The organism is Methylobacterium sp. J-088 (assembly GCF_022829295.1).
Classification (GTDB): Bacteria; Pseudomonadota; Alphaproteobacteria; order Rhizobiales; family Beijerinckiaceae; genus Methylobacterium.
The window spans coordinates 12,789-31,581 of sequence record NZ_JAKSYH010000114.1; the positions used below are offsets into that span (position 1 = coordinate 12,789).

Genomic DNA, 18,793 nt, shown 5'->3' on the forward strand with positions numbered 1-18,793 from the left:
TCAGACATAGCCGAACCGCCGCCGTGACCAGGCCTGGATGAGGTTGATGGCGAGCAGCGTCAGGAACGAGATCCCGAGCATGATCGTCGCGATGGCCGCCGCGCCGCCGTAGTCGAACTCGGAGAGCTTGATCACGATCAGCAACGGCGCGATCTCCGACACGTAGGGCAGGTTGCCGGCGATGAAGATGATCGAGCCGTACTCGCCGACCCCCCGGGCGAAGGCCAGGGCGAAGCCGGTCAGCACCGCCGGGATCAGCGGCGGCAGCACCACCTTGGTGAGGGTGATGATCCGCGTGGCGCCCAGGGTCGCGGAGGCCTCCTCGATCTCCTTGTCGATCTCGGCGATCAGCGGCTGCACGGTCCGCACCGCGAAGGGCAGGCCGATGAACACCATGGCGATGAAGATGCCGACCGGCGTGTAGGCCGCCTGGATGCCGAGCCGGGCCAACGGTGCGCCGAGCAGCCCGTCCGGCGCGTAGAGCGAGGCCAGCGCGATGCCGGCCACCGCGGTCGGCAGCGCGAAGGGCAGATCGACGGCCGCATCGACGAGCTTACGCCCCGGGAACCGATAGCGGGTCAGCACCCAGGCCACCAGGAAGCCGAACGTGGAGGCCACCAGCGCCGCGACTGCCGAGACGCCGAAGCTGATCCGCAGGGCGCTCGCCACCCGCGGATCGGTGGCGACATTCCAGATGCCGGACAGACCGAGCCCCGAGGCCTTTACCACCAGACCGGCCAGCGGCAGCAGCACGATCAGGCCGAGACAGGTCAGCGTGTAGCCGAAGCTGATCCCGAAGCCCGGAATCACGCTCGGTCGACGGAAGGTCCATCGGGGGCGGGGCGTCTCGACCATGATCCTGGAGCCTCAGCGGCCGGCGCGGCTCAACCGGTCGAACAGGCCGCCGGCGTCGAAGTTCCGCTTCTGGATCTCGTCCCAGGAGCCCTGCAGATCCTCGATCTTGAACAGCTTGATCTCGGGCAGCTGCGCGAGGTCGGCCGGTGCCGCCGCCTCCCGCTTGATCGGCCGGTAATGGTGCTTGGCGAAGATCGCCTGGGCGCGGTCGGTGTAGAGGAAATCGAGATAGGCCTGCGCGGCCTTCGTCGTGCCCTTACGCTCGGCATTGGCGGCCACGAGGGCCACCGGCGGCTCGGCGTAGATCGAGGTCGGCGGCGAAACGATATCGAACTTGTCGGCGCCGAATTCCTGAAGGACCAGATAGGCCTCGTTCTCCCAGGTCGGCAGCACGTCGCCGAGACCGCGCTGCGCGAAGGTCACGGTCGAGCCGCGGGCGCCGGTGTCGAGCACCGGCACGTTCTTGTAGACCTGACCCACGAAGGCATCGGCCTTGGCGGCATCCTTGTCCTGATTGTAGGCGTAGCCCCAGGCCGCCAGGAAGTTCCAGCGCCCGCCCGCGGAGGTCTTCGGGTTCGGGGTGATCACCTTGACGTCGGGCTTCACGAGGTCGGCCCAGTCCTTGACCCCCTTCGGATTGCCCTTGCGAACCAGGAACACCACCGTCGAGGTGTAGGGCGTGGCCGTGTTGGGCAGCTTGCTGCGCCAATCGTCCGGGATCTTGTGGGTCAGCTTGGCGATGGCGTCGATGTCGGACGGGATGCCGAGGGTGACCACGTCGGCGTCGACCCCGTCGATCACCGTGCGCGCCTGCGCGCCCGAACCGCCGTGGGACGCCCGGACCGTGATCGCCTCGCCGGTCTTGGCCTTCCAGTCCTCGGCGAAGACGGCGTTGATCTCCCGGTAGAGTTCCCGGGTCGGATCGTAGGAAACGTTCAGGAGTGCCGTTTCGGCGGAGGCCTGCACCACGCCGGCCCAGAGGCCGGCGCCGGCCAGCAGGGATAGCCCGATCGCCCGGACGGCGTGCCCTCGACCCACCACGTTCTTCATCACGTCCGATCCCCGGCCAGTCGCATCGCGCCACAGGGGAACAACCCCCCGGGAACACACGAAATCGTTCTTTTTATCGAACGATGTCAAGCCACGAGCATTGTCTTGCTGGGCCCGTCGGCCAGCGCAAGATCGACGGAAATGGCGAGAAGGCAAGCATCCGCAGCACGCTACGGGGGCGGAACGCATGGATCTTCTCCCGCTCGCAGGATGCGGGGAAGAATCAAAGCGTCTCCGGCAGTTTCGCAGAAAGAACGATCTGATGTGCTTTGGCGCACATCGAATTGCGGGATCCTGTCGTGATGCGGGATGCTGCTGCGACGCCCAGCCGACAGGAAGCGGACCGCGATCGGTCGCGTCTCGGTCAGTCCTTCGGCTTCACGAGTTGCGCGATGAGCGCTTCCAGGCGCTCACTCACCGGCGCCGCCAGCGAATCCGCGTATTGCGAACGCAGAGTCCGGCCGAGATGGCGGCGGATTCCAGGGGCCAGGGGCGGCACGTCGGCCGTGGCCTCCACCGGAGCCGGACGCTCGGGATGCGGCTTCGACATGATCGGACATCCCCACGGTGGCTCTGCAACAGACTGGCAAAGCTTGGTTAAGGACCCGTCACTGCCTGTCGTCTTGGACAGGCCCGCCCTGGGTGGGCGCGGCGATTGTGCCGGCGCTGTCGCAGGCCGGAACTGGCGCCCCGGGGGATACGTTCCCCGCCGTTGAGACAACCAAGCTGCCCGGAGCCTCCTCGTGTCCCGTCCGATCTCCCTGACGACGTTGGTGTTCCTCGGCGCGGCCCTCGCCGGATCTCCCTGTCTTGCCCAAACGAAGCCCGGTGAGATCAAGGGCGTGGACGCCATGGGCGACAAGTCCCGGAGCGCTCAGGACGGCTGGAGCCAAGCCCCCGTTCCCCGGGAGGAATCCGCCGCCAAAGACGCGCCGAATCCCGGCGGCCAGTCGATCAAGGAAAACGCCGACCGCCCGGTCCCCAAGGCGGATCCCGGCGGCACCGCGGCCACGGAGCCGCAAGCGCCCCTCGAGCACCGGACGGCGAGCCCGTCGGGCACGAATCCCTCTGTTCCGAGCAAGTAAAAAAGCGCATTTCCTAAGAGGATGATAACGGCTCAGGCGGACGTACTGCGTCGCCCGCAACACAACTCGAGCCGTGTCACGTCTGTGTCACGCAACCGCACTTGCCTCGTGCACGCTTTTTTGGGACACCCTGGAATTATACCAAGTCGCTTTATGGAGCGGAGATGACGGTCCAGGTCTCAAGGCGTGGCCTGCTCAAGGGGGCCGGCGCCGGTCTCGCGGGCGGTTCGCTGGGCGCACTCGGATTCGGCGGACTCGAGCCCGCCATGGCCGCCGCAGTGCGGCCCTTCAAGCTCGCGCAGATGCGCGAGACCCGCAACACCTGCCCGTACTGCTCGGTGGCCTGCGGCGTCATCCTGTACAGCCTGGGCGACCGGTCGAAGAACGCACGCTCCTCGGTGATGCATATCGAGGGTGACCCGGATCATCCGGTCAACCGCGGCACGCTCTGCCCGAAGGGTTCGGCGCTGCTCGACTTCGTGCATGCCGAGACCCGCACCAAGTACCCGCTGCACCGTGCCCCGGGCACGTCGGAGTTCAAGCGGGTCTCGTGGGATTTCGCCCTCGACCGGATCGCGGCCCTCCTGAAGGAGGACCGGGACAAGAACTTCGTGGCCAAGAACGGGGACCTCACGGTCAACCGCTGGACCACGATGGGCTTCCTCGGGGCATCGGCCACCACGAACGAGACGGCGTGGCTCACCTACAAGACCGTCCGCAGCATGGGGGCCTTGGTCTTCGATAACCAGGCCAGGGTTTGACACGGTCCGTCGGTCGCCAGTTTGGCGCCCTCCTTCGGACGCGGTGCGATGACCAACCTCTGGATGGACATCAAGCACGCGGACGTGATCACCGTGATGGGCGGCAATGCCGCCGAGGCGCACCCCTGCGGCTTCAAATGGGTCGTCGAGGCGAAAGCCCATAACAATGCCAAGCTGATCGTCGTCGATCCGCGCTTCACCCGCACCGCGTCGGTGGCCGATCTCTACTGCCCGATCCGGCAGGGGACCGACATCGCCTTCCTGTCGGGCGTGGCCAAGTACTTGCTCGACAACGACAAGCTGCAGCACCGCTACGTTTCCGCCTACACCAACGCCGGGTACGTGGTCCGCGAGGGCTACGACTTCAGCGAAGGCCTGTTCACGGGCTACGACGCGGACAAGCGCGACTACGACAAGACCACCTGGGATTACGAGATCGGACCCGACGGCTACGCCGTGGTCGACGAGACGATGCAGCACCCGCGCTGCGTGATGCAGCTCCTGAAGAAGCACATCGCGATCTACACGCCCGAGATGGTCGAGCGGATCTGCGGCTCGCCCAAGGAGACCTTCCTGAAGGTCTGCGAGCTGATGGCGACCACGGCTTCTCCCGAGAAGTCGATGGCCTCGCTCTATGCGCTCGGCTGGACGCACCACTCGAAGGGCTCGCAGAACATCCGCTCGATGTGCATCGTGCAGACGCTGCTCGGCAATATCGGAGTGCTCGGCGGCGGCATGCAGGCGCTGCGCGGTCACTCCAACATCCAGGGGCTGACCGATATCGGGCTGATGTCGAACCTCATCCCGGGCTATCTGAACATCCCGGTGGAGAAGGAGCCGACCTACGCGAGCTACAGCGCGAAGCGGCAGTTCAAGCCGCTGCGTCCGGGGCAGACGAGCTATTGGCAGAACTACAACAAGTTCTTCGTCTCGTTCCAGAAAGCGATGTGGGGCGATTACGCCACCAAGGACAACGACTGGGCCTACGACTACCTGCCCAAGCTCGACGTGCCAACCTACGACGTGCTGCGTGGGTTCGAGCTCGCCAAGCAGGGCAAGATGACCGGCTACGTCATCCAGGGCTTCAACCCCCTGCTGTCGTTCCCGAACCGCGCCAAGATGACGGAAGCCTTCTCCAAAATGAAGTTCATCGTGGTGATGGATCCGCTCAAGACCGAGACGGCCCGGTTCTGGGAGAACCACGGCGAGTACAACGACGTCGATCCGACCCAGATCCAGACCGAGGTGTTCGAGCTACCGACCACCCTGTTCGTGGAGGAGGAAGGCTCCCTCTCGAACTCCAGCCGCTGGCTGCAATGGCACTGGCAGGCGCAGGAGCCGCCGGGCGAGTGCCGCTCGGATATCGAGATCATGTCGGAGATCTTCCTTCGCGTGAAGGCGGCCTACAAAAAGGACGGCGGTGCCTTCCCGGATGCGATCGTCAACCTGAAGTGGGACTACGCGATCGCCGAGTCGCCGACGCCATCGGAGCTCGCCCGCGAGCTCAACGGCTACACGGTGGCGCCGACCCCGGACCTCAACGGGACGATCATCCCGGCGGGCAAGCAGGTCGACGGCTTCGCCCAGCTCAAGGACGACGGGACGACCGCCTGTGGGTGCTGGATCTACTCGGGCTGCTACACCGAGAAGGGCAACACCATGGCCCGCCGGGACAACACCGATCCCGGCGACCGCGGCATCGCCCCGAACTGGGCCTTCGCGTGGCCGGCCAACCGGCGCGTGCTCTACAACCGCGCCTCGTGCGACCCCGAGGGGCGTCCGTGGTCGGAGAAGAAGAAGCTCATCGAGTGGAACGGCAAGCAGTGGATCGGCTTCGACGTGCCGGATTACGGCGTCACCGTCGCTCCCGATAAGGGCGTCGGGCCGTTCATCCTGAACCAGGAGGGCGTCGCCCGCCTGTGGACCCGGGGTCTCATGCGCGACGGACCGTTCCCGACGCATTACGAGCCCTTCGAGTCCCCGATGGCCAACATCCCGTTCCCAACGATCAAGGGCGCGCCCGCGTCCCGGATCTTCAAGGACGACCTGGCCGATCTCGGCACCGCGGAGGAGTTCCCCTACGCGGCGACGAGCTACCGGCTGACCGAGCATTTCCACGGCTGGACCAAGCACGCCCGGATCAACGCGATCCTCCAGCCGGAGGCCTTCGTGGAGATCTCGGAGGAGCTCGCCAAGGAGAAGGGCATCGCCCGGGGCGGCTGGGTCCGCGTCTGGTCGAAGCGTGGCTCGCTCAAGGCCAAGGCCATGGTGACCAAGCGGATCAAGCCGCTGATCTGCGACGGCAAGCCCGTCCACGTCGTCGGTATCCCGCAGCACTGGGGCTTCATGGGCCACACCAAGAAAGGATGGCATCCAAACTCGCTGACGCCGGTCGTGGGCGATGCCAACACCGAGACGCCGGAGTTCAAGGCCTGGCTCGTGAACATCGAGCCGACCACGCCCCCGTCGGATGCGGTCGCGTAAGGGGAGCTGAATCATGGCCGACTACAGCTCCCTCGACATCCGCCAGCGCTCCGCCTCCACGGAGACGCCGCCGGAGATCCGCCGCCAGGTGGAGGTCGCCAAGCTCATCGACGTGTCGAAGTGCATCGGCTGCAAAGCCTGCCAATCGGCCTGCGAGGAGTGGAATGACCTGCGCGACGACATCGGCGTGAACACCGGCAGCTATCAGAACCCCCACGACCTCACGCCGAAGTCGTGGACCCTGATGCGGTTCACCGAGTACGAGAACCCGGAGACCAACAACCTCGAGTGGCTGATCCGCAAGGATGGCTGCATGCACTGCACCGAGCCGGGCTGCCTGAAGGCGTGCCCGTCGCCGGGCGCGATCGTGCAGTATTCCAACGGCATCGTCGACTTCATCGAGGAAAACTGCATCGGCTGCGGCTACTGCGTGAAGGGCTGCCCGTTCAACATCCCGCGCATCAGCCAGACCGACCACAAGGCGTACAAGTGTACCCTGTGCTCGGACCGGGTGGCGGTGGGTCAGGCTCCGGCCTGCGCCAAGGCGTGCCCGACCGGTTCGATCATGTTCGGCACCAAGCAGGCGATGATCGAGCAGGCCGAGACCCGGGTCGTCGACCTGAAGTCGCGCGGCTTCGCGCAGGCCGGCCTCTACGATCCGGCCGGCGTCGGCGGCACGCACGTCATGTACGTGCTGCACCATGCCGATCAGCCGAGCCTCTACGCCGGCCTGCCGAACGACCCGAAGATCTCGCCGCTGGTGGCCTTCTGGAAGGGCGGCGCCAAGGTGTTCGGTCTTGCCGCGATGGGCTTTGCGGCGGTTGCGGGCTTCTTCCACTATGTGACGGCCGGCCCGAACGAGGTCGTGCCGGAGGAAGAGGAAGAGGCGGTCGAGTACGACGAGGCCAAGCGCCGGGAGACCGGCGGCGATGAGGCCCGGCCGCATTGATCGGCATCCCGGGCTGCCGATGCGGCCCGGGAGACGCAACGCGCCCCTCTCCCGTGCGGGAGAGGGTTGGGGTGAGGGTCGAGAAGGTTCAGGATCGAGCCCGTTATCGACGCGGGTTCGGGTTGCGCCTTCTCCGGATCGTTCTCATCCCTCACCCTGTCCCTCTCCCGCACGGGAGAGGGGACCCGCGATCCCTTCGAAAACGGAAGGGCTCGGGTGACTGAAGACGGCGGGGCTCAGAGGCCCTATCTTGAAGCACAGAGCCGCCTCCGCCGCCCCGTGGAGCCGGCCCCGTCAGGCGCGAGAAGGCCGATGACGATCCAGACCGACATCCGGGACGGCGAGTCCCGCCCCCTGCACCACGCCAAGTCCGCGGCGCCGGAGGTGCTGTACGTCCCGCGCTATACGGGGGTGCAGCGCGTGAACCACTGGATCACCGCGATCTTGTTCACCGTACTGACCCTCTCGGGGCTGGCGATGTTCACGCCCTACCTGTTCTCGCTGACCGGCCTGTTCGGCGGCGGGCAGGCGACCCGGGCGATCCACCCGTGGTTCGGCGTGGCGCTGGCGGTGAGCTTCTTCTTCCTGTTCGTGCGCTTCTGGAAGCTCAACATCCCAAACAAGGACGATGTCGCGTGGTCGATGAAGATCGGCGACGTGGTCACCAACCGCGAGGACCGGTTGCCCGAACTCGGCAAGTACAATGCCGGCCAGAAGGGCGTGTTCTGGGGCCAGACCGCGCTGATCGGCGTGATGTTCGTCACCGGGCTGGTGATCTGGAACACCTATTTCGGCGGATTGACCTCCATCGAGACCCAGCGCTGGGCGCTGCTCGCCCACTCGCTCGCCGCCGTGATCGCCATCGCGATCATCGTGGTCCACATCTACGCCGGCATCTGGGTGCGCGGCACTGGCCGGGCGATGGTCCGCGGCACGGTCACGGGCGGCTGGGCCTACCGGCATCACCGCAAGTGGTTCCGGCAGATCGCCGGCGGCAAGGCCCGCCACGGCTCGGTGGACAAGCGCGGATCCTGAGTGGTGGCCAATTTCTTCAAGCGGAAATCCGCGGACAAGACCCCGACACCCACGGAGGCGCCAAAACCCCGCCGCCGGGACTTCAACGAGCTGAAGCCCGATCCCGACAAGATCGGGATTTCCGGCTCGGTCCCGTTCGTCCGCCTGCCCGACCCCACGACCCTGTTCGCCGACCGTGCGGCGCGCCTGGACGAGGCCGCCCCCGGGCACCCGCTGGAGGCCTATCTCCGGTTCGTGGCAGAAGTCGCCCGCGCCCAGGCGGCGATCCAGGCCAAGGTGGCGCTCCCGCCGCCGCCGGACGGCGCCGATCTGGCGCTGCGCAGCGAGCACGGGATGCCGCCGCTGTCGCGGCACGGACTGGAGGCCGATCCGGGCCTCGACGCGTGCCTGCTGGCGCTGCTCGACGCCCTGGATCTCACGACCGCGCCCGAGGCTTCCGCCGCGGCCCGGGAGAGCCTGCGCGCCGCATCCCGGGAGGATCGCCTCGATCTGGTGCTGCAGGTCTTCGAGGGTGCGCTGCCGGTCGATCGGATCGCGGAATGCGTGTTGGTCTCCGCGGCGCTGCAGGTCCGCCTCGCCGAGCAGGCGGCCGCCCTCGATCCCAAGATCCTGAAGCCGGTTGCGGACGGCGTCTGCCCGTGCTGCGGCGGCGCGCCGGTGGCGAGCGTCGTCGTCGCCTGGACCCCGGCCGACAAGGCCCGGTATCTCAGCTGCTCGCTCTGCGGCACCTACTGGAACCACGTCCGGATCCGCTGCACCGCCTGCGGCGACGGCGAGAACATCAATTATTACGGGCTCGACGAGGTCTCGAAGGATGTCCAGGTCGAGACCTGCACGACTTGCCACAGCTACATCAAGCATCTGCATCAGCATCGAGCCCCGCGGCTCGACCCGGTGGCGGACGACATCGCGTCCTACGGGCTCGATCTGAAGATCGCCGAGGAAGGGTTCCGGCGGGCCGGGCTGAACCTGCTGTTCGTGATCTAAGACCGAGTCCGGCCGAACGGTTCGGTCCGCGTCGTCGTGAGCGAAGCGACGTGACCCGAGGCAGCGCGACCTCGGGCGTCGTGGCACCGACCGGTTTGCTTCCCTACGCTCATAGGGACCAGGGGCGGCCGGGGAACCTGCCGCTGCCTGCTCAGCGGTAGCCGTACCGGCTCTTGGCGGCGGCCAGGAGGTGCAGGGCTTCGCCCGACTTACCGGCCGAGCATTCGGCCGCGGCCTGCGAAAGGTCGGCGTTGAAGCGGTCGCCCACGGGCTTGTTGAGGTTGCCGGTGGCCACGTCGCTGTCGACGATCGCCTTGGTGCGCGCGATCTCGGGACCGCAGCCACTGCCGGTGGGCAGGGCCATTGGGGCCGGGATGACGGGCGAGGGTTCCATGACCGCCGGGGTGGTACGCTGCTGGCAAGCCGCCAGCGCCGCGACGGCAAGGGCGGCGAGGCTGAGGCGCATCGGGAGACGGGACGCGGGCACGGCGATCATCCTGTTGGGGCGCGGAGGCAGCGCCGCCAGGGTTTTGGGCCGACCTTGGCAGTGGGTCAATCGCCACCACGACACGCCATGCTGGCGCGCGACGCGGGACGTTGGGCACCGGAACTGTGGGATTCCGCTGTCATTGAAATGGTTTGGCGCGCGCTGCGAGCGGCTCGGTTCAACAGCGCGCGCCGAATCGTGAGCGCCTACTTTGCCTTGTCGGCGAGCGCCTTCAGGCCGGAATCGTAGATGCCCTGGATCGCGTCGACTGCGACCGTGTCGGGGGCGCCCTTGGCGTTGAACGTCCCGGTCCACGTCACCTTCGAGCCGGAGCCCTCGGGGGCGACCGAGAGGGTCGACTTGTAGTCGGCGACCGGAAGCGGGCTCTCCAGGATCGTGTAGGTGTAGCTCATCACCTTGTCGTCCCGGGAGACCTGCTCCTCCTTGATGGTGCCGCCGCCTTTCAGGCTCAGCGTGCGGACCTTCATGCCATCCTGATCGGACAGGGCGCATTTCTCGATGGCCGGGTGCCAGTCACCGATGCCGCAGAACTCACCGATCGTCTGCCAGACCTTGGCCGGCGGCGCGGCGATGTCGGCCGTGCGCGTCACATCCAGGGCGTAGCCCGGCACGGTGGCCGCGGCGAGCGCCAGGGCGGCGAGGGGAAGGGACCGGCAGAAAGCGAAAGGCATCTCGGGGGTGTCTCCATCCGTCTCAGGTCGCGGCAGGCGCCGCGCGGGCTCTGGGGCCGCCGGGGAGCTAAGCCTGGATCGCCCCGGCGGCAATGGGGCAGGGCATCGGAACCCGGCCTTCGGGTTCAGACGACCCGATCGCTGATCGTCTGCGCATACGGCATGGAGCCTCGGACGGAGGGACATGCCTCCGTTCGGTCGCTCAACCGGCCGAGGTTCGGGTGGCGGGCCCACCCGTCGCGTTCGGGGAAGCGCCCCGCCAGATAGACCACGACCGTCCTGGCCGCGATGTCGCCCAGAATGACGCCGTCGCCCACGGTCCGGGCGCGGTCGCCGGGCCGTCGAATGATCTCGGCGCGGCCGCCGTCGATCTGGCGGCGCTGGCGGGCCTAGGGGCTCGGGGTCGCGCCGATCAGCCGGGCGATGCTCGGCCTACCAACTGTCGTCGTCGGCCTGGGCGGGGTAACCGTAGCCCGTGGCCGGAGCGTAGGCGGGCGGGGCGACGGGGCGGTAATAGGCCGGCAGCGAGCGGCGGCCCATCTGGTCGCCATCCGCCAGCGGGTCGTCCGTCCCATAGGGGTTCCGGGCGACGCGTGTGCCGCGCGACCGGCCCTCCGCCACCGGGGCATCCATCCCGTCGATCACCACCCGGGTCCGGCCCATACCCTCGGCCTTGACCAAAGTGAACAGGGTCGCGGCGTTGCGCACCGACAGGCGCACGCAGCCATGCGAGGCCGCCCGCCCGAGGTTGCGGACATGGTTGGTGCCGTGGATGGCGTGGCCCTGGTTGGTGAAGAACATCGCGAAGGGCATGGGCGCGTCGTCCCACTCCTTCGAGAAGTGCGTGCGCTCCATCCGGAAGGGACGATAGGATCCCGAGGGGGTGTCGTGGCTCTCGACGCCGGTGGAGACGGGCCAGGAATAGCGGGGCTGCCCGTCGACCGTGACCTCCATGCGCTGGGCGCTCTTGTCGACGTTGATCAGCACGTCCGCGGAGGCCGACGCCGGGACGGTGGCCCACAGGAGCAGGCCGGACAGGACCGAGACCAGACCGATACGCATGTGAGACTCCGACCGGAAAACCGCGACGGTTTGCCGACACGCTAAGCCTTTGGCAACGCCAAGGTTCCGGCGGGCCCCAACCCTGCGCAGTCACGCTGTGCTGAGTGCCGGCCCGGCGCCGCCTTGATCCGGGTTCGGGCGGTCCGGCACGAACCGTGCTGTTGCCGACCGGCCGGTTGACAGCGGCCCGGGCCCGGGCGCCTCCTCCGGCTGGGAGCCGATCGCGTTGCGATCCGCTCTCAGTGTTTGCTTGGCCGCGCTCTCCTGCGCCGAACCGGCGTCCATTTCGGCGGCGAGCGCTCTGAAACCGGTTCGGAGTTCCCATGGCCCTCGACCCCGCCCTCGCCGCCGAGATCGAAACCTCCGTGGCGGAGGGGTTTGCCGATCAGGTCGCCCACACGCAGGCGCTGGTCCGGTTCGCCTCCCTGCGGGGCGAAGAGCATGCCTGCCAGGATTACGTGTTCGATCAGTTCCGTGCCCGCGGCTACGCCACCGAGCGCTTCGCCATGGACCGGGACGCCATCGCGGCCCATCCGGGCGGCTCGAAGATCGACGCCGCGCTCCATTCGGACGCGCCGATCGTGGTCTGCCACCACCGGCCGAGCACCGAGACGGGTCGTTCCCTGATCCTCCAGGCGCATGTCGACGTGGTGCCGCCGGGTCCCCTCGACCTCTGGAGCCATCGGCCGTTCGATCCGGTGATCCAAGGCGACTGGCTGTACGGGCGCGGCGCCGGCGACATGAAGGCCGGCCACGCCGCCAACCTGTTCGCCCTCGATGCCCTGGCCCGGCTCGGCCTGCAGCCGGCAGCTTCCGTGACGGTCCAGTCGGTGGTCGAGGAGGAATCCACCGGCAACGGTGCCCTGATGACCCATCTGCGCGGCTACCGGGCCGACGCCGTGCTGATCCCCGAGCCGGAGGACGAGAAGCTGGTGCGCGCCAATACCGGCGTACTCTGGTTCACCGTGGAGGTCCGGGGCGTGCCGGTCCACGTCCGCGAGATGGGGGCGGGCGCCAACGCCATCGACGCGACCTACCGGGTGATCGGGGCGCTGCGCGCCGTCGAGGCCCGCTGGAACGCCGAGAAGGCGTCGCACCCGCATTTCGAGGCCGAGGAGCACCCGATCAACCTCAACATCGGCAAGATCGAGGGCGGCGACTGGGCCTCCTCGGTCCCGGCCTGGTGCCGGATCCATTGCCGGGTCGCGCTCTATCCGGGCGTGACCGCCGCGCAGGCCGCCGCCGAGATCGAGGCCGCCGTTGCGAGCTTCTCCCGCACCGACCCGTTCCTAGCCAACAGCCCGCCACGGGTGGTGTTCAACGGCTTCTTCGCGGAGGGCTACGTTCTGGAAGAGGGCTCCGCGGCCGAGGCGGCGCTCGGCCGCGCGCACGAGCGGGCGATCGGGTCACCGCTCCAGAGCTTCATGACGGCAGGCTACCTCGATACCCGGGTCCACGCCCTCTACGACCGGGTGCCGGCGCTGTGCTACGGCCCGACGTCCCAGAACATCCACGGCTTCGACGAGCGGGTGAGCCTCGCCTCGGTGAAACGAATCACGACCACCATGGCGCTGTTCGTGGCCGAGTGGTGCGGGACGGAGCGCAAGGCCGGGTAACGTCGACCGGCCGGGGCTCAGCGCGGGCCCCTTCTCCCGTGCGGGAGAGGGGCATGTCGCGCTCGAAGGGCACCGAGGCGCGGATATCCCGCTCGCGGTGCCTCAGGGGACCAACCGGTCCGCGCGGAGTTCGGCGAACAGGTCGTAGAACGCGTCGTCGGTCGGCTGGTAGGCCGTGAAGCCGAGGCGGCGGCTCTTGCTCATGTCGGTCACGACCTCGATCGGCCGGCCGAGATCGGCGTCCGTGTGCCAGGGGGAAGCGAGTTTTTCGAGGTTCGGCTCGGCCAGTCCGTAGCGCTGCGCGATCTCCGCCCAGGCCGGACCGTCCTGCGCCATCCGGGGCTCAAGCGGCCGGTGCGTGCCGTCGAACGCCACCGCCTCGATCCCGAACCAGGCGGCGATCCGCCCCCACATCCAGCTCCAGCGGAAGACGTCGCCATCGACGACGTTGAACGCCTCGTTGGCGGCCTTGGGCTCGGTGGAGGCCCAGAGCAGCTGACGGGCGAGCAGCCGCGCGTCGGTCATGTCGGTGAGGCCGTTCCACTGCGCGGCCGAGCCCGGGAAGATGAACGGGCGCCCCAGCTCCCGGCACAGGGTGGCGTAGCAGGCGAGCGTCGTGCCCATGTTCATGGCATTGCCGACCGCCTTGCCGATGATCGTGTGGGGGCGGTGGACGCTCCAGGCGAAGCCGTCGCGCGCGCTGGCCGCGAACACCGCATCCTCCTGCGCGTAGTAGAAATTCTCGATGTCGAGGCGACCCTGGTCCTCGCGGAACGGCGTCTGCGGCAGGGTGCCTTTGCCGTAGGTCTCGAACGGGCCGAGATAGTGCTTCAGCCCGGTCACCAGGGCGACGTGACGGATGCTCTTCTTCGGGCGCAGCGCATCGAGGACGTTCTCGATCATGGCCCGGTTGACGCGGATCATCTCCGCCTCGGTGGGCCGCCGCTGCCAGGTCGCCAGAAACACGTGGGTCGGTGCGAGTTCGGCGAGCGCTCGCTCCAGCGAGGCCGGATCCTGCAGGTCGCCGGCCACCGGCTCGACGCCCGCCTGGGCCACCGGGTTGCGCGCGAGGCCGGCAACCCGCCAGCCCTCTCGGGTGAGCAGCGCCGCGGTGGCGCTGCCGACGATCCCGCTGGCGCCGACGATCAGGGCGGTGTTCGACATGCAAAGCCTCGTGCCCGGCACAAATCCGGGTCTCGGGCAGATGGGCACGGGCGGTGTCGCAACAACCCCACGCTGTAGGGCGGCACCCATGCGCAGGGCTCGAGTGCGGGTTTCGAAAGGTCGAGACCTTTCGTGGGTCCAGGGCGGAGCCCTGGCGTCGGGCTTCGCCCGAGACGGTCAGGGCTCCGCCCTGACAACCCACCAAAGGGCGAGCCCTTTGGAAACCCAGATCAAAAGCCTTCAGGCGGCCCGGTCGATCGCCGCGCCGAGGATGTCGACGATTTCGCCGATCTGGCCGCGCTCGATGATCAGCGGCGGTGACAGGGCGAGGATATCGCCCGTGATCCGGGTCAGCAGGCCGCGCTCGAAGCAATCCACGAACACCTCGTAGGCGCGCTTGCCCGGCGCATCCGGTCGCGGCGCCAGTTCGACGCCGGCGACCAGCCCGATCGTGCGGATGTCGACGACGTTCTTGCGCCCGCGCAGGTCGTGGATCGCCGCGGCCCAATCGTCGGCGATGTCGGCGACGCGGGTGAGCAGACCCTCCTCCCGGTAGATGTCCAGCGTCGCGATCCCGGCCGCGCAGGCGATCGGGTGCCCGGAATAGGTGTAGCCGTGGAACAGCTCGATCCCGTCCGGACCGTTCATCAGCCCGTCATGCACCGCCCGGCTCGCGAACACCGCGCCCATCGGCACCGTGCCGTTGGTCAGACCCTTGGCACTGGTCACCAGGTCCGGGACGACGCCGAAGAAATCCGTCGCGAAGGGCGCGCCCAGGCGGCCAAACCCGGAAATGACCTCGTCGAAGATCAGCAGGATGCCGTGCTTGGTGCAGATCTCGCGCAGGCGCTCCAGATAGCCCTTCGGCGGCACCAGCACGCCGGTCGAGCCCGCCACCGGCTCGACGATGCAGGCCGCGATGGTCTCGGCCCCGTGGAGGGCCACCAGCCGCTCCAGATCCTCGGCGAGCTCCGCCCCGTGCTCGGGCTGGCCCTTCACGAAGGCGTTGCGGGCCGGGTCGTGGGTGTGGCGCAGGTGGTCGGTGCCGTTGAGCTGCGGGAAGACCCGCCGATTCGACACGATGCCGCCCACCGACAACCCGCCGAAGCCGACGCCGTGATAGCCGCGCTCGCGGCCGACAAGCCGGGTGCGGGTGCCCTGGCCGATCGCCCGCTGATAGGCGAGCGCGATCTTCAGGGCGGTGTCGACCGATTCCGAGCCGGAATTGGTGAAGAACACCCGGTCGAGGCGCTGATCGGGGCCGCCCGGGGCGATCTCGGCGAGGCGCTCGGCGAACTCGAAGGCGATGGGGTGGCCCATCTGGAAGGTCGGGGCGAAATCGAGCGTCGCGAGCTGGCGCTCCACGGCCGACGCGATGCCCCGCCGCCCGTGGCCGGCATTGACGCACCAGAGGCCTGCGGAACCGTCGAGGATCCTGCGGCCGTCATCGGCGGTGTAGTGCATGCCTTCCGCGGAGACGAGCAGGCGCGGCGCCGCCTTGAACTGGCGGTTGGCCGTGAACGGCATCCAGAAGGCGTCCATCGCGGGCGTGTTGCGGAGCGGATGGTCGGTCATGGGGCGGCTCTCCGGGGCAGGCGGCGCGGATCGGGCAACGAGACCAGGGGACACCTTCGCCGATCGGACAACAAGTCCTTTTCTGGTCGCCGCCAACCCCTTGCAGGAACGGGGCCGCGGGTGGCACCGTTGCGGAATCCGCAACACCTGAAACGGGCCTAAGCCGGATGAGCATCGATGTCGGCGCGCGCCTCCGCTTCGTGCGTGCCCGCCACGGCCTGTCGCAGCGGACGCTGGCCAAGCGGGCCGGGGTGACGAATTCCGCGATCTCGTTGATCGAGGCCAACCGGGTGAACCCCTCGGTGGGCGCCCTGAAGCGGATCCTCGACGGGGTGCCGATCGGCATGGCCGAATTCTTCGCCCTGGAGCCGGAGCTCGAGCGCAAGGCGTTCTTCGCCGCCGAGGAGCTCACTGAGATCGGCCGTCGGGCCGCCAAGGGGGCGATCTCGTACCGTCAGGTCGGCGACAGCCTGTTCGGGCGCAAGCTCCAGATCCTGAAGGAGCGCTACGAGCCCGGCGCCGATACCGGCCGGGTGCCGCTCTCCCACGAGGGCGAGGAGGGCGGCATCGTGCTCTCCGGCCGGCTGGAGGTCACGGTGGATGCCGAGCGCCGGATCCTCGGCCCCGGCGACGCCTACAGCTTCGACAGCCGGCGGCCGCACCGCTTCCGCTGCGTGGGCCCGATCCCCTGCGAGGTGGTGAGCGCCTGCACGCCGCCGAGTTTCTGAGGCGGCGTCCCACGGGTCCGGATGAAACACCCGTCCTGTCGCGTGCAGACGTTGCGGTCGCCCGGCAGACGGGCGCATGCAGGTGTCGTCTGAATTCATCATGCTGCGCGAGGATCGATGGCCGTCACCACCGCCGCCCCGGCCGCCGGATCCGGAACGAACCAGTCCGCCCGGGCGGCGCTGGCGGCGTTCGTGGGCACCACGATCGAGTGGTACGACTTCTTCATCTACGGCACGGCGGCGGCCCTGGTGTTCGGGCCGCTCTTCTTCACGGCGGAATCGCCCTACATCGCCACGCTCTCGGCCTTCGGCACTTTCGCGGTCGGGTTCCTGGCGCGGCCGCTGGGCGGCCTGATCTTCGGGCATCTGGGCGACCGGTTCGGGCGCAAGCGGGCGCTCGTGGCGACGCTGGTGATGATGGGCATCGCCACCTCGGGGATCGGCCTGCTGCCGACCTACGCATCGGTCGGCCTGTGGGCACCGGTGATGCTGGTCGTCCTGCGGCTGATCCAGGGGCTCGCGGTCGGCGGTGAGTGGGGCGGGGCGGTGCTGATGGCCGCCGAGCACGCGCCGGCCGGGCGCAACACCTTCTTCGCCTCCTTCGCGCAGCTCGGCAGCCCCGCCGGGCAGATCCTGTCGCTGCTGGCCTTCCGGCTCGCGGGCCTGCTCGACAAGGAGAGTTTCCTGGCCTGGGGCTGGCGGGTGCCGTTCCTCGTCAGCATCCTGCTGCTCGCGGTCGGGCTCGCGATTCGCCTCGGCGTCGCGGAATCGCCGGCCTTCGAGAAGGCCCGGGCCGCCGGTGGCCCGCCGCCGGCCCCCGTGCGCGAGGTGCTGACGACCTGCCTCAAGCCGGTGCTGCTGGCCGCCGGCGCCAACACCTTCGCGATCGCCTCGGTCTACCTGTTCAACACCTTCATGATCGCCTTCACCACGCAGTATCTCGGCATCGCCCGGGCGACGATCCTCGACGCCCTGCTGATCGCCGCCGTGGTGCAGTTGATCATGACCCCGGTGGGCGCCCGGATCGCCGAACTCATCCGCAACGAGCGCCTGTTCCTGCAGGGCACGCTGATCTGGGCGATGCTGGCGCCCTATCCGCTGTTCTGGCTGGTCGAGACCAAATCGGTGCCGCTGATCGTGGTGGGCCTCGCGCTGAACGTGATCGGCAGCGCGACCTTCTACGCGGTGATCGCGGGCTACCTCGCGGGCGCCTTCCCGACCCGGGTGCGCTATACGGCGATCTCCATGGCCTACCAGTTCTGCGGCGCGCTGGCCGGCGGCCTGACGCCGATCGTCGGCACCGTGCTGGCCGAGCGCTTCCAGGGCCATTGGTGGCCGATCGCCGTGTTCGGCACGGTGCTGGCGGGCGTGTCCTTCATCTGCGTGACGCTGATCGGCGGCTACCGGGCGCGCCAGCGCGGCTTTCTCGACGACTGAGGCGGATCGATCGAAAGCCGTCGATCCGCGTAACCTCGGATTCAGGCGAGCGGTCTAGCCTCCACCGCATGGATCCCGTCTCCGTCGCATCCGCCGTCCAGATGCTGGGCGCGGCCCAGAACCAGCAGATCGGCGTGGCACTCGCCCGGCAGCAGCTCGCGGCCGACAAGGCCGTGGCCGGCCTCGTGGCGGAGGGCGCCCAGAGCGCGGCGAGTGCCGCGCCGCCAGCGCCCCCCGGCCAGGGCCTGAGCGTCGACCTGCGGGTCTGAGAGCCTGCCCGACCCGGAGCACCGGATTTTCCGCCGCGCGGACCGATCGAGTCGTGGCTTCGAAAGGTCGAGACCTTTTGCGGGTCCAGAACGGAGACCGGGTCAACACCGCCCTGGCCAGCGCGTATGGCAGTTCGCCCAGCTGGGATCAGCGCTTGCGCACGAACTCCGTGCGCAGGACCAAGCCCTTGATGGTGTCGTGGCGGCAGTCGATCTCATCGGGATCGTCCGTGAGGCGGATCGACCGGATGACCGTGCCCTGCTTGAGAGTCTAGTTCGCGCCCTTGACCTTCAGGTCCTTGGTGAGCGTGACCGAATCGCCATCGGCGAGGACGTTGCCGGCCGCATCGCGGACCTCGGCCCGAGCCGGCGCCGCGGCTGCCTGACCGGGTGGGAGCCACTCGCCGGTGGCCTCGTCGTACACGTAAGTCTCGTCGTCGCCCGTCAAATCCCAAACCTCCGGTTCGGATCGGGCCGGGTCCGTCAGGATCTCTCAGGCCCGCATCCGCGCATCCCGCCACACCGAACCGATCACTGATTCGGCGGGGGACGGTCGA

The 18,793-nt window shown here is 68.4% G+C and carries 17 protein-coding genes and 1 pseudogene; 9 read left to right on the forward strand and 9 right to left on the reverse strand.

The features are described 5' to 3' along the window. The 3 genes from cysT to MKK63_RS12155 form a co-directional block, all read right to left on the reverse strand. Window positions 1-855, reverse strand: coding sequence for a sulfate ABC transporter permease subunit CysT (gene cysT / locus MKK63_RS12145; RefSeq protein ID WP_244001976.1), 855 nt, complete (start codon window positions 853-855; stop codon window positions 1-3). A gap of 12 nt (window positions 856-867) precedes the next feature. Then, entirely contained in the window at window positions 868-1,905 is a 1,038-nt protein-coding gene (locus MKK63_RS12150) for a sulfate ABC transporter substrate-binding protein (protein ID WP_244001978.1), read from the reverse strand. 364 nt (window positions 1,906-2,269) lie between these two features. Further along, a complete protein-coding gene (locus MKK63_RS12155) occupies window positions 2,270-2,455 on the reverse strand; it encodes a hypothetical protein (protein ID WP_244001980.1) in 186 nt (61 codons plus the stop codon). A 193-nt stretch (window positions 2,456-2,648) separates the two neighbouring features. Between MKK63_RS12155 and MKK63_RS12160 the strand changes: the two genes are divergently transcribed. From MKK63_RS12160 to fdhE, 5 genes are all read left to right on the forward strand, one after another. After that, a complete protein-coding gene (locus MKK63_RS12160) occupies window positions 2,649-2,990 on the forward strand; it encodes a hypothetical protein (protein WP_244001982.1) in 342 nt (113 codons plus the stop codon). A 164-nt stretch (window positions 2,991-3,154) separates the two neighbouring features. Beyond that, window positions 3,155-6,235, forward strand: a complete 3,081-nt coding sequence (gene fdnG, locus MKK63_RS12165; RefSeq protein WP_244001985.1) for a formate dehydrogenase-N subunit alpha — start codon at window positions 3,155-3,157, stop codon at window positions 6,233-6,235. 13 nt (window positions 6,236-6,248) lie between these two features. Continuing rightward, window positions 6,249-7,184, forward strand: coding sequence for a formate dehydrogenase subunit beta (fdxH, locus tag MKK63_RS12170; protein WP_244001987.1), 936 nt, complete (start codon window positions 6,249-6,251; stop codon window positions 7,182-7,184). Between the two features lie 312 nt (window positions 7,185-7,496). Then, entirely contained in the window at window positions 7,497-8,219 is a 723-nt protein-coding gene (locus tag MKK63_RS12175) for a formate dehydrogenase subunit gamma (RefSeq protein ID WP_244001990.1), read from the forward strand. A 3-nt stretch (window positions 8,220-8,222) separates the two neighbouring features. Continuing rightward, window positions 8,223-9,206, forward strand: a complete 984-nt coding sequence (fdhE, locus tag MKK63_RS12180) for a formate dehydrogenase accessory protein FdhE (RefSeq protein WP_244001992.1) — start codon at window positions 8,223-8,225, stop codon at window positions 9,204-9,206. Between the two features lie 151 nt (window positions 9,207-9,357). Here fdhE and MKK63_RS12185 read toward each other — a convergent pair whose 3' ends face one another. The 3 genes from MKK63_RS12185 to MKK63_RS12195 form a co-directional block, all read right to left on the reverse strand. Next, on the reverse strand, window positions 9,358-9,702 hold the full coding sequence (locus tag MKK63_RS12185) for a hypothetical protein (RefSeq protein ID WP_244001994.1): 345 nt from the start codon (window positions 9,700-9,702) through the stop codon (window positions 9,358-9,360). Between the two features lie 197 nt (window positions 9,703-9,899). Next, entirely contained in the window at window positions 9,900-10,385 is a 486-nt protein-coding gene (locus MKK63_RS12190; protein WP_243919873.1) for an SRPBCC family protein, read from the reverse strand. A 432-nt stretch (window positions 10,386-10,817) separates the two neighbouring features. Further along, a complete protein-coding gene (locus MKK63_RS12195; protein WP_244001996.1) occupies window positions 10,818-11,447 on the reverse strand; it encodes a L,D-transpeptidase in 630 nt (209 codons plus the stop codon). Between the two features lie 323 nt (window positions 11,448-11,770). Here MKK63_RS12195 and MKK63_RS12200 point away from each other — a divergent pair, with 323 nt between their 5' ends. After that, window positions 11,771-13,063: an ArgE/DapE family deacylase gene (locus MKK63_RS12200; protein WP_244001998.1), complete on the forward strand. Its 1,293-nt coding sequence runs from the start codon at window positions 11,771-11,773 to the stop codon at window positions 13,061-13,063. Window positions 13,064-13,165: 102 nt separating this feature from the next. Here the strand turns inward: MKK63_RS12200 and MKK63_RS12205 are convergent, their stop codons facing one another. Beyond that, window positions 13,166-14,227 carry an SDR family oxidoreductase gene (locus tag MKK63_RS12205; protein WP_244002000.1) on the reverse strand — a complete coding sequence of 354 codons (1,062 nt, stop codon included), beginning with the start codon at window positions 14,225-14,227 and terminating at the stop codon, window positions 13,166-13,168. 240 nt (window positions 14,228-14,467) lie between these two features. Beyond that, a complete protein-coding gene (locus MKK63_RS12210) occupies window positions 14,468-15,802 on the reverse strand; it encodes an aspartate aminotransferase family protein (RefSeq protein WP_244002002.1) in 1,335 nt (444 codons plus the stop codon). A 167-nt stretch (window positions 15,803-15,969) separates the two neighbouring features. Here MKK63_RS12210 and MKK63_RS12215 point away from each other — a divergent pair, with 167 nt between their 5' ends. From MKK63_RS12215 to MKK63_RS12225, 3 genes are all read left to right on the forward strand, one after another. After that, window positions 15,970-16,530, forward strand: coding sequence for a cupin domain-containing protein (locus tag MKK63_RS12215; protein WP_244002004.1), 561 nt, complete (start codon window positions 15,970-15,972; stop codon window positions 16,528-16,530). A gap of 117 nt (window positions 16,531-16,647) precedes the next feature. Continuing rightward, entirely contained in the window at window positions 16,648-17,967 is a 1,320-nt protein-coding gene (locus MKK63_RS12220) for an MFS transporter (protein ID WP_244002007.1), read from the forward strand. A 68-nt stretch (window positions 17,968-18,035) separates the two neighbouring features. Beyond that, a complete protein-coding gene (locus tag MKK63_RS12225) occupies window positions 18,036-18,236 on the forward strand; it encodes a hypothetical protein (protein ID WP_244002009.1) in 201 nt (66 codons plus the stop codon). A gap of 148 nt (window positions 18,237-18,384) precedes the next feature. Here the strand turns inward: MKK63_RS12225 and MKK63_RS12230 are convergent. Continuing rightward, window positions 18,385-18,684 (reverse strand): annotated as a pseudogene (locus MKK63_RS12230) (alkylphosphonate utilization protein). Window positions 18,685-18,793 lie beyond the last annotated feature (109 nt).

Excerpts from the sequence above, each read along its gene's own strand:
- MKK63_RS12210 (WP_244002002.1), bottom strand. The coding sequence starts at position 15,802 with ATGACCGACCATCCGCTCCGCAACACGCCCGCGATGGACGCCTTCTGG.
- MKK63_RS12150 (WP_244001978.1), bottom strand. The coding sequence starts at position 1,905 with ATGAAGAACGTGGTGGGTCGAGGGCACGCCGTCCGGGCGATCGGGCTA.
- MKK63_RS12195 (WP_244001996.1), bottom strand. The coding sequence starts at position 11,447 with ATGCGTATCGGTCTGGTCTCGGTCCTGTCCGGCCTGCTCCTGTGGGCC.
- cysT (WP_244001976.1), bottom strand. The coding sequence starts at position 855 with ATGGTCGAGACGCCCCGCCCCCGATGGACCTTCCGTCGACCGAGCGTG.
- MKK63_RS12175 (WP_244001990.1), top strand. The coding sequence starts at position 7,497 with ATGACGATCCAGACCGACATCCGGGACGGCGAGTCCCGCCCCCTGCAC.
- MKK63_RS12185 (WP_244001994.1), bottom strand. The coding sequence starts at position 9,702 with ATGATCGCCGTGCCCGCGTCCCGTCTCCCGATGCGCCTCAGCCTCGCC.
- MKK63_RS12225 (WP_244002009.1), top strand. The coding sequence starts at position 18,036 with ATGGATCCCGTCTCCGTCGCATCCGCCGTCCAGATGCTGGGCGCGGCC.
- MKK63_RS12190 (WP_243919873.1), bottom strand. The coding sequence starts at position 10,385 with ATGCCTTTCGCTTTCTGCCGGTCCCTTCCCCTCGCCGCCCTGGCGCTC.
- MKK63_RS12205 (WP_244002000.1), bottom strand. The coding sequence starts at position 14,227 with ATGTCGAACACCGCCCTGATCGTCGGCGCCAGCGGGATCGTCGGCAGC.
- MKK63_RS12220 (WP_244002007.1), top strand. The coding sequence starts at position 16,648 with ATGGCCGTCACCACCGCCGCCCCGGCCGCCGGATCCGGAACGAACCAG.
- fdxH (WP_244001987.1), top strand. The coding sequence starts at position 6,249 with ATGGCCGACTACAGCTCCCTCGACATCCGCCAGCGCTCCGCCTCCACG.
- MKK63_RS12155 (WP_244001980.1), bottom strand. The coding sequence starts at position 2,455 with ATGTCGAAGCCGCATCCCGAGCGTCCGGCTCCGGTGGAGGCCACGGCC.
- MKK63_RS12200 (WP_244001998.1), top strand. The coding sequence starts at position 11,771 with ATGGCCCTCGACCCCGCCCTCGCCGCCGAGATCGAAACCTCCGTGGCG.
- MKK63_RS12215 (WP_244002004.1), top strand. The coding sequence starts at position 15,970 with ATGAGCATCGATGTCGGCGCGCGCCTCCGCTTCGTGCGTGCCCGCCAC.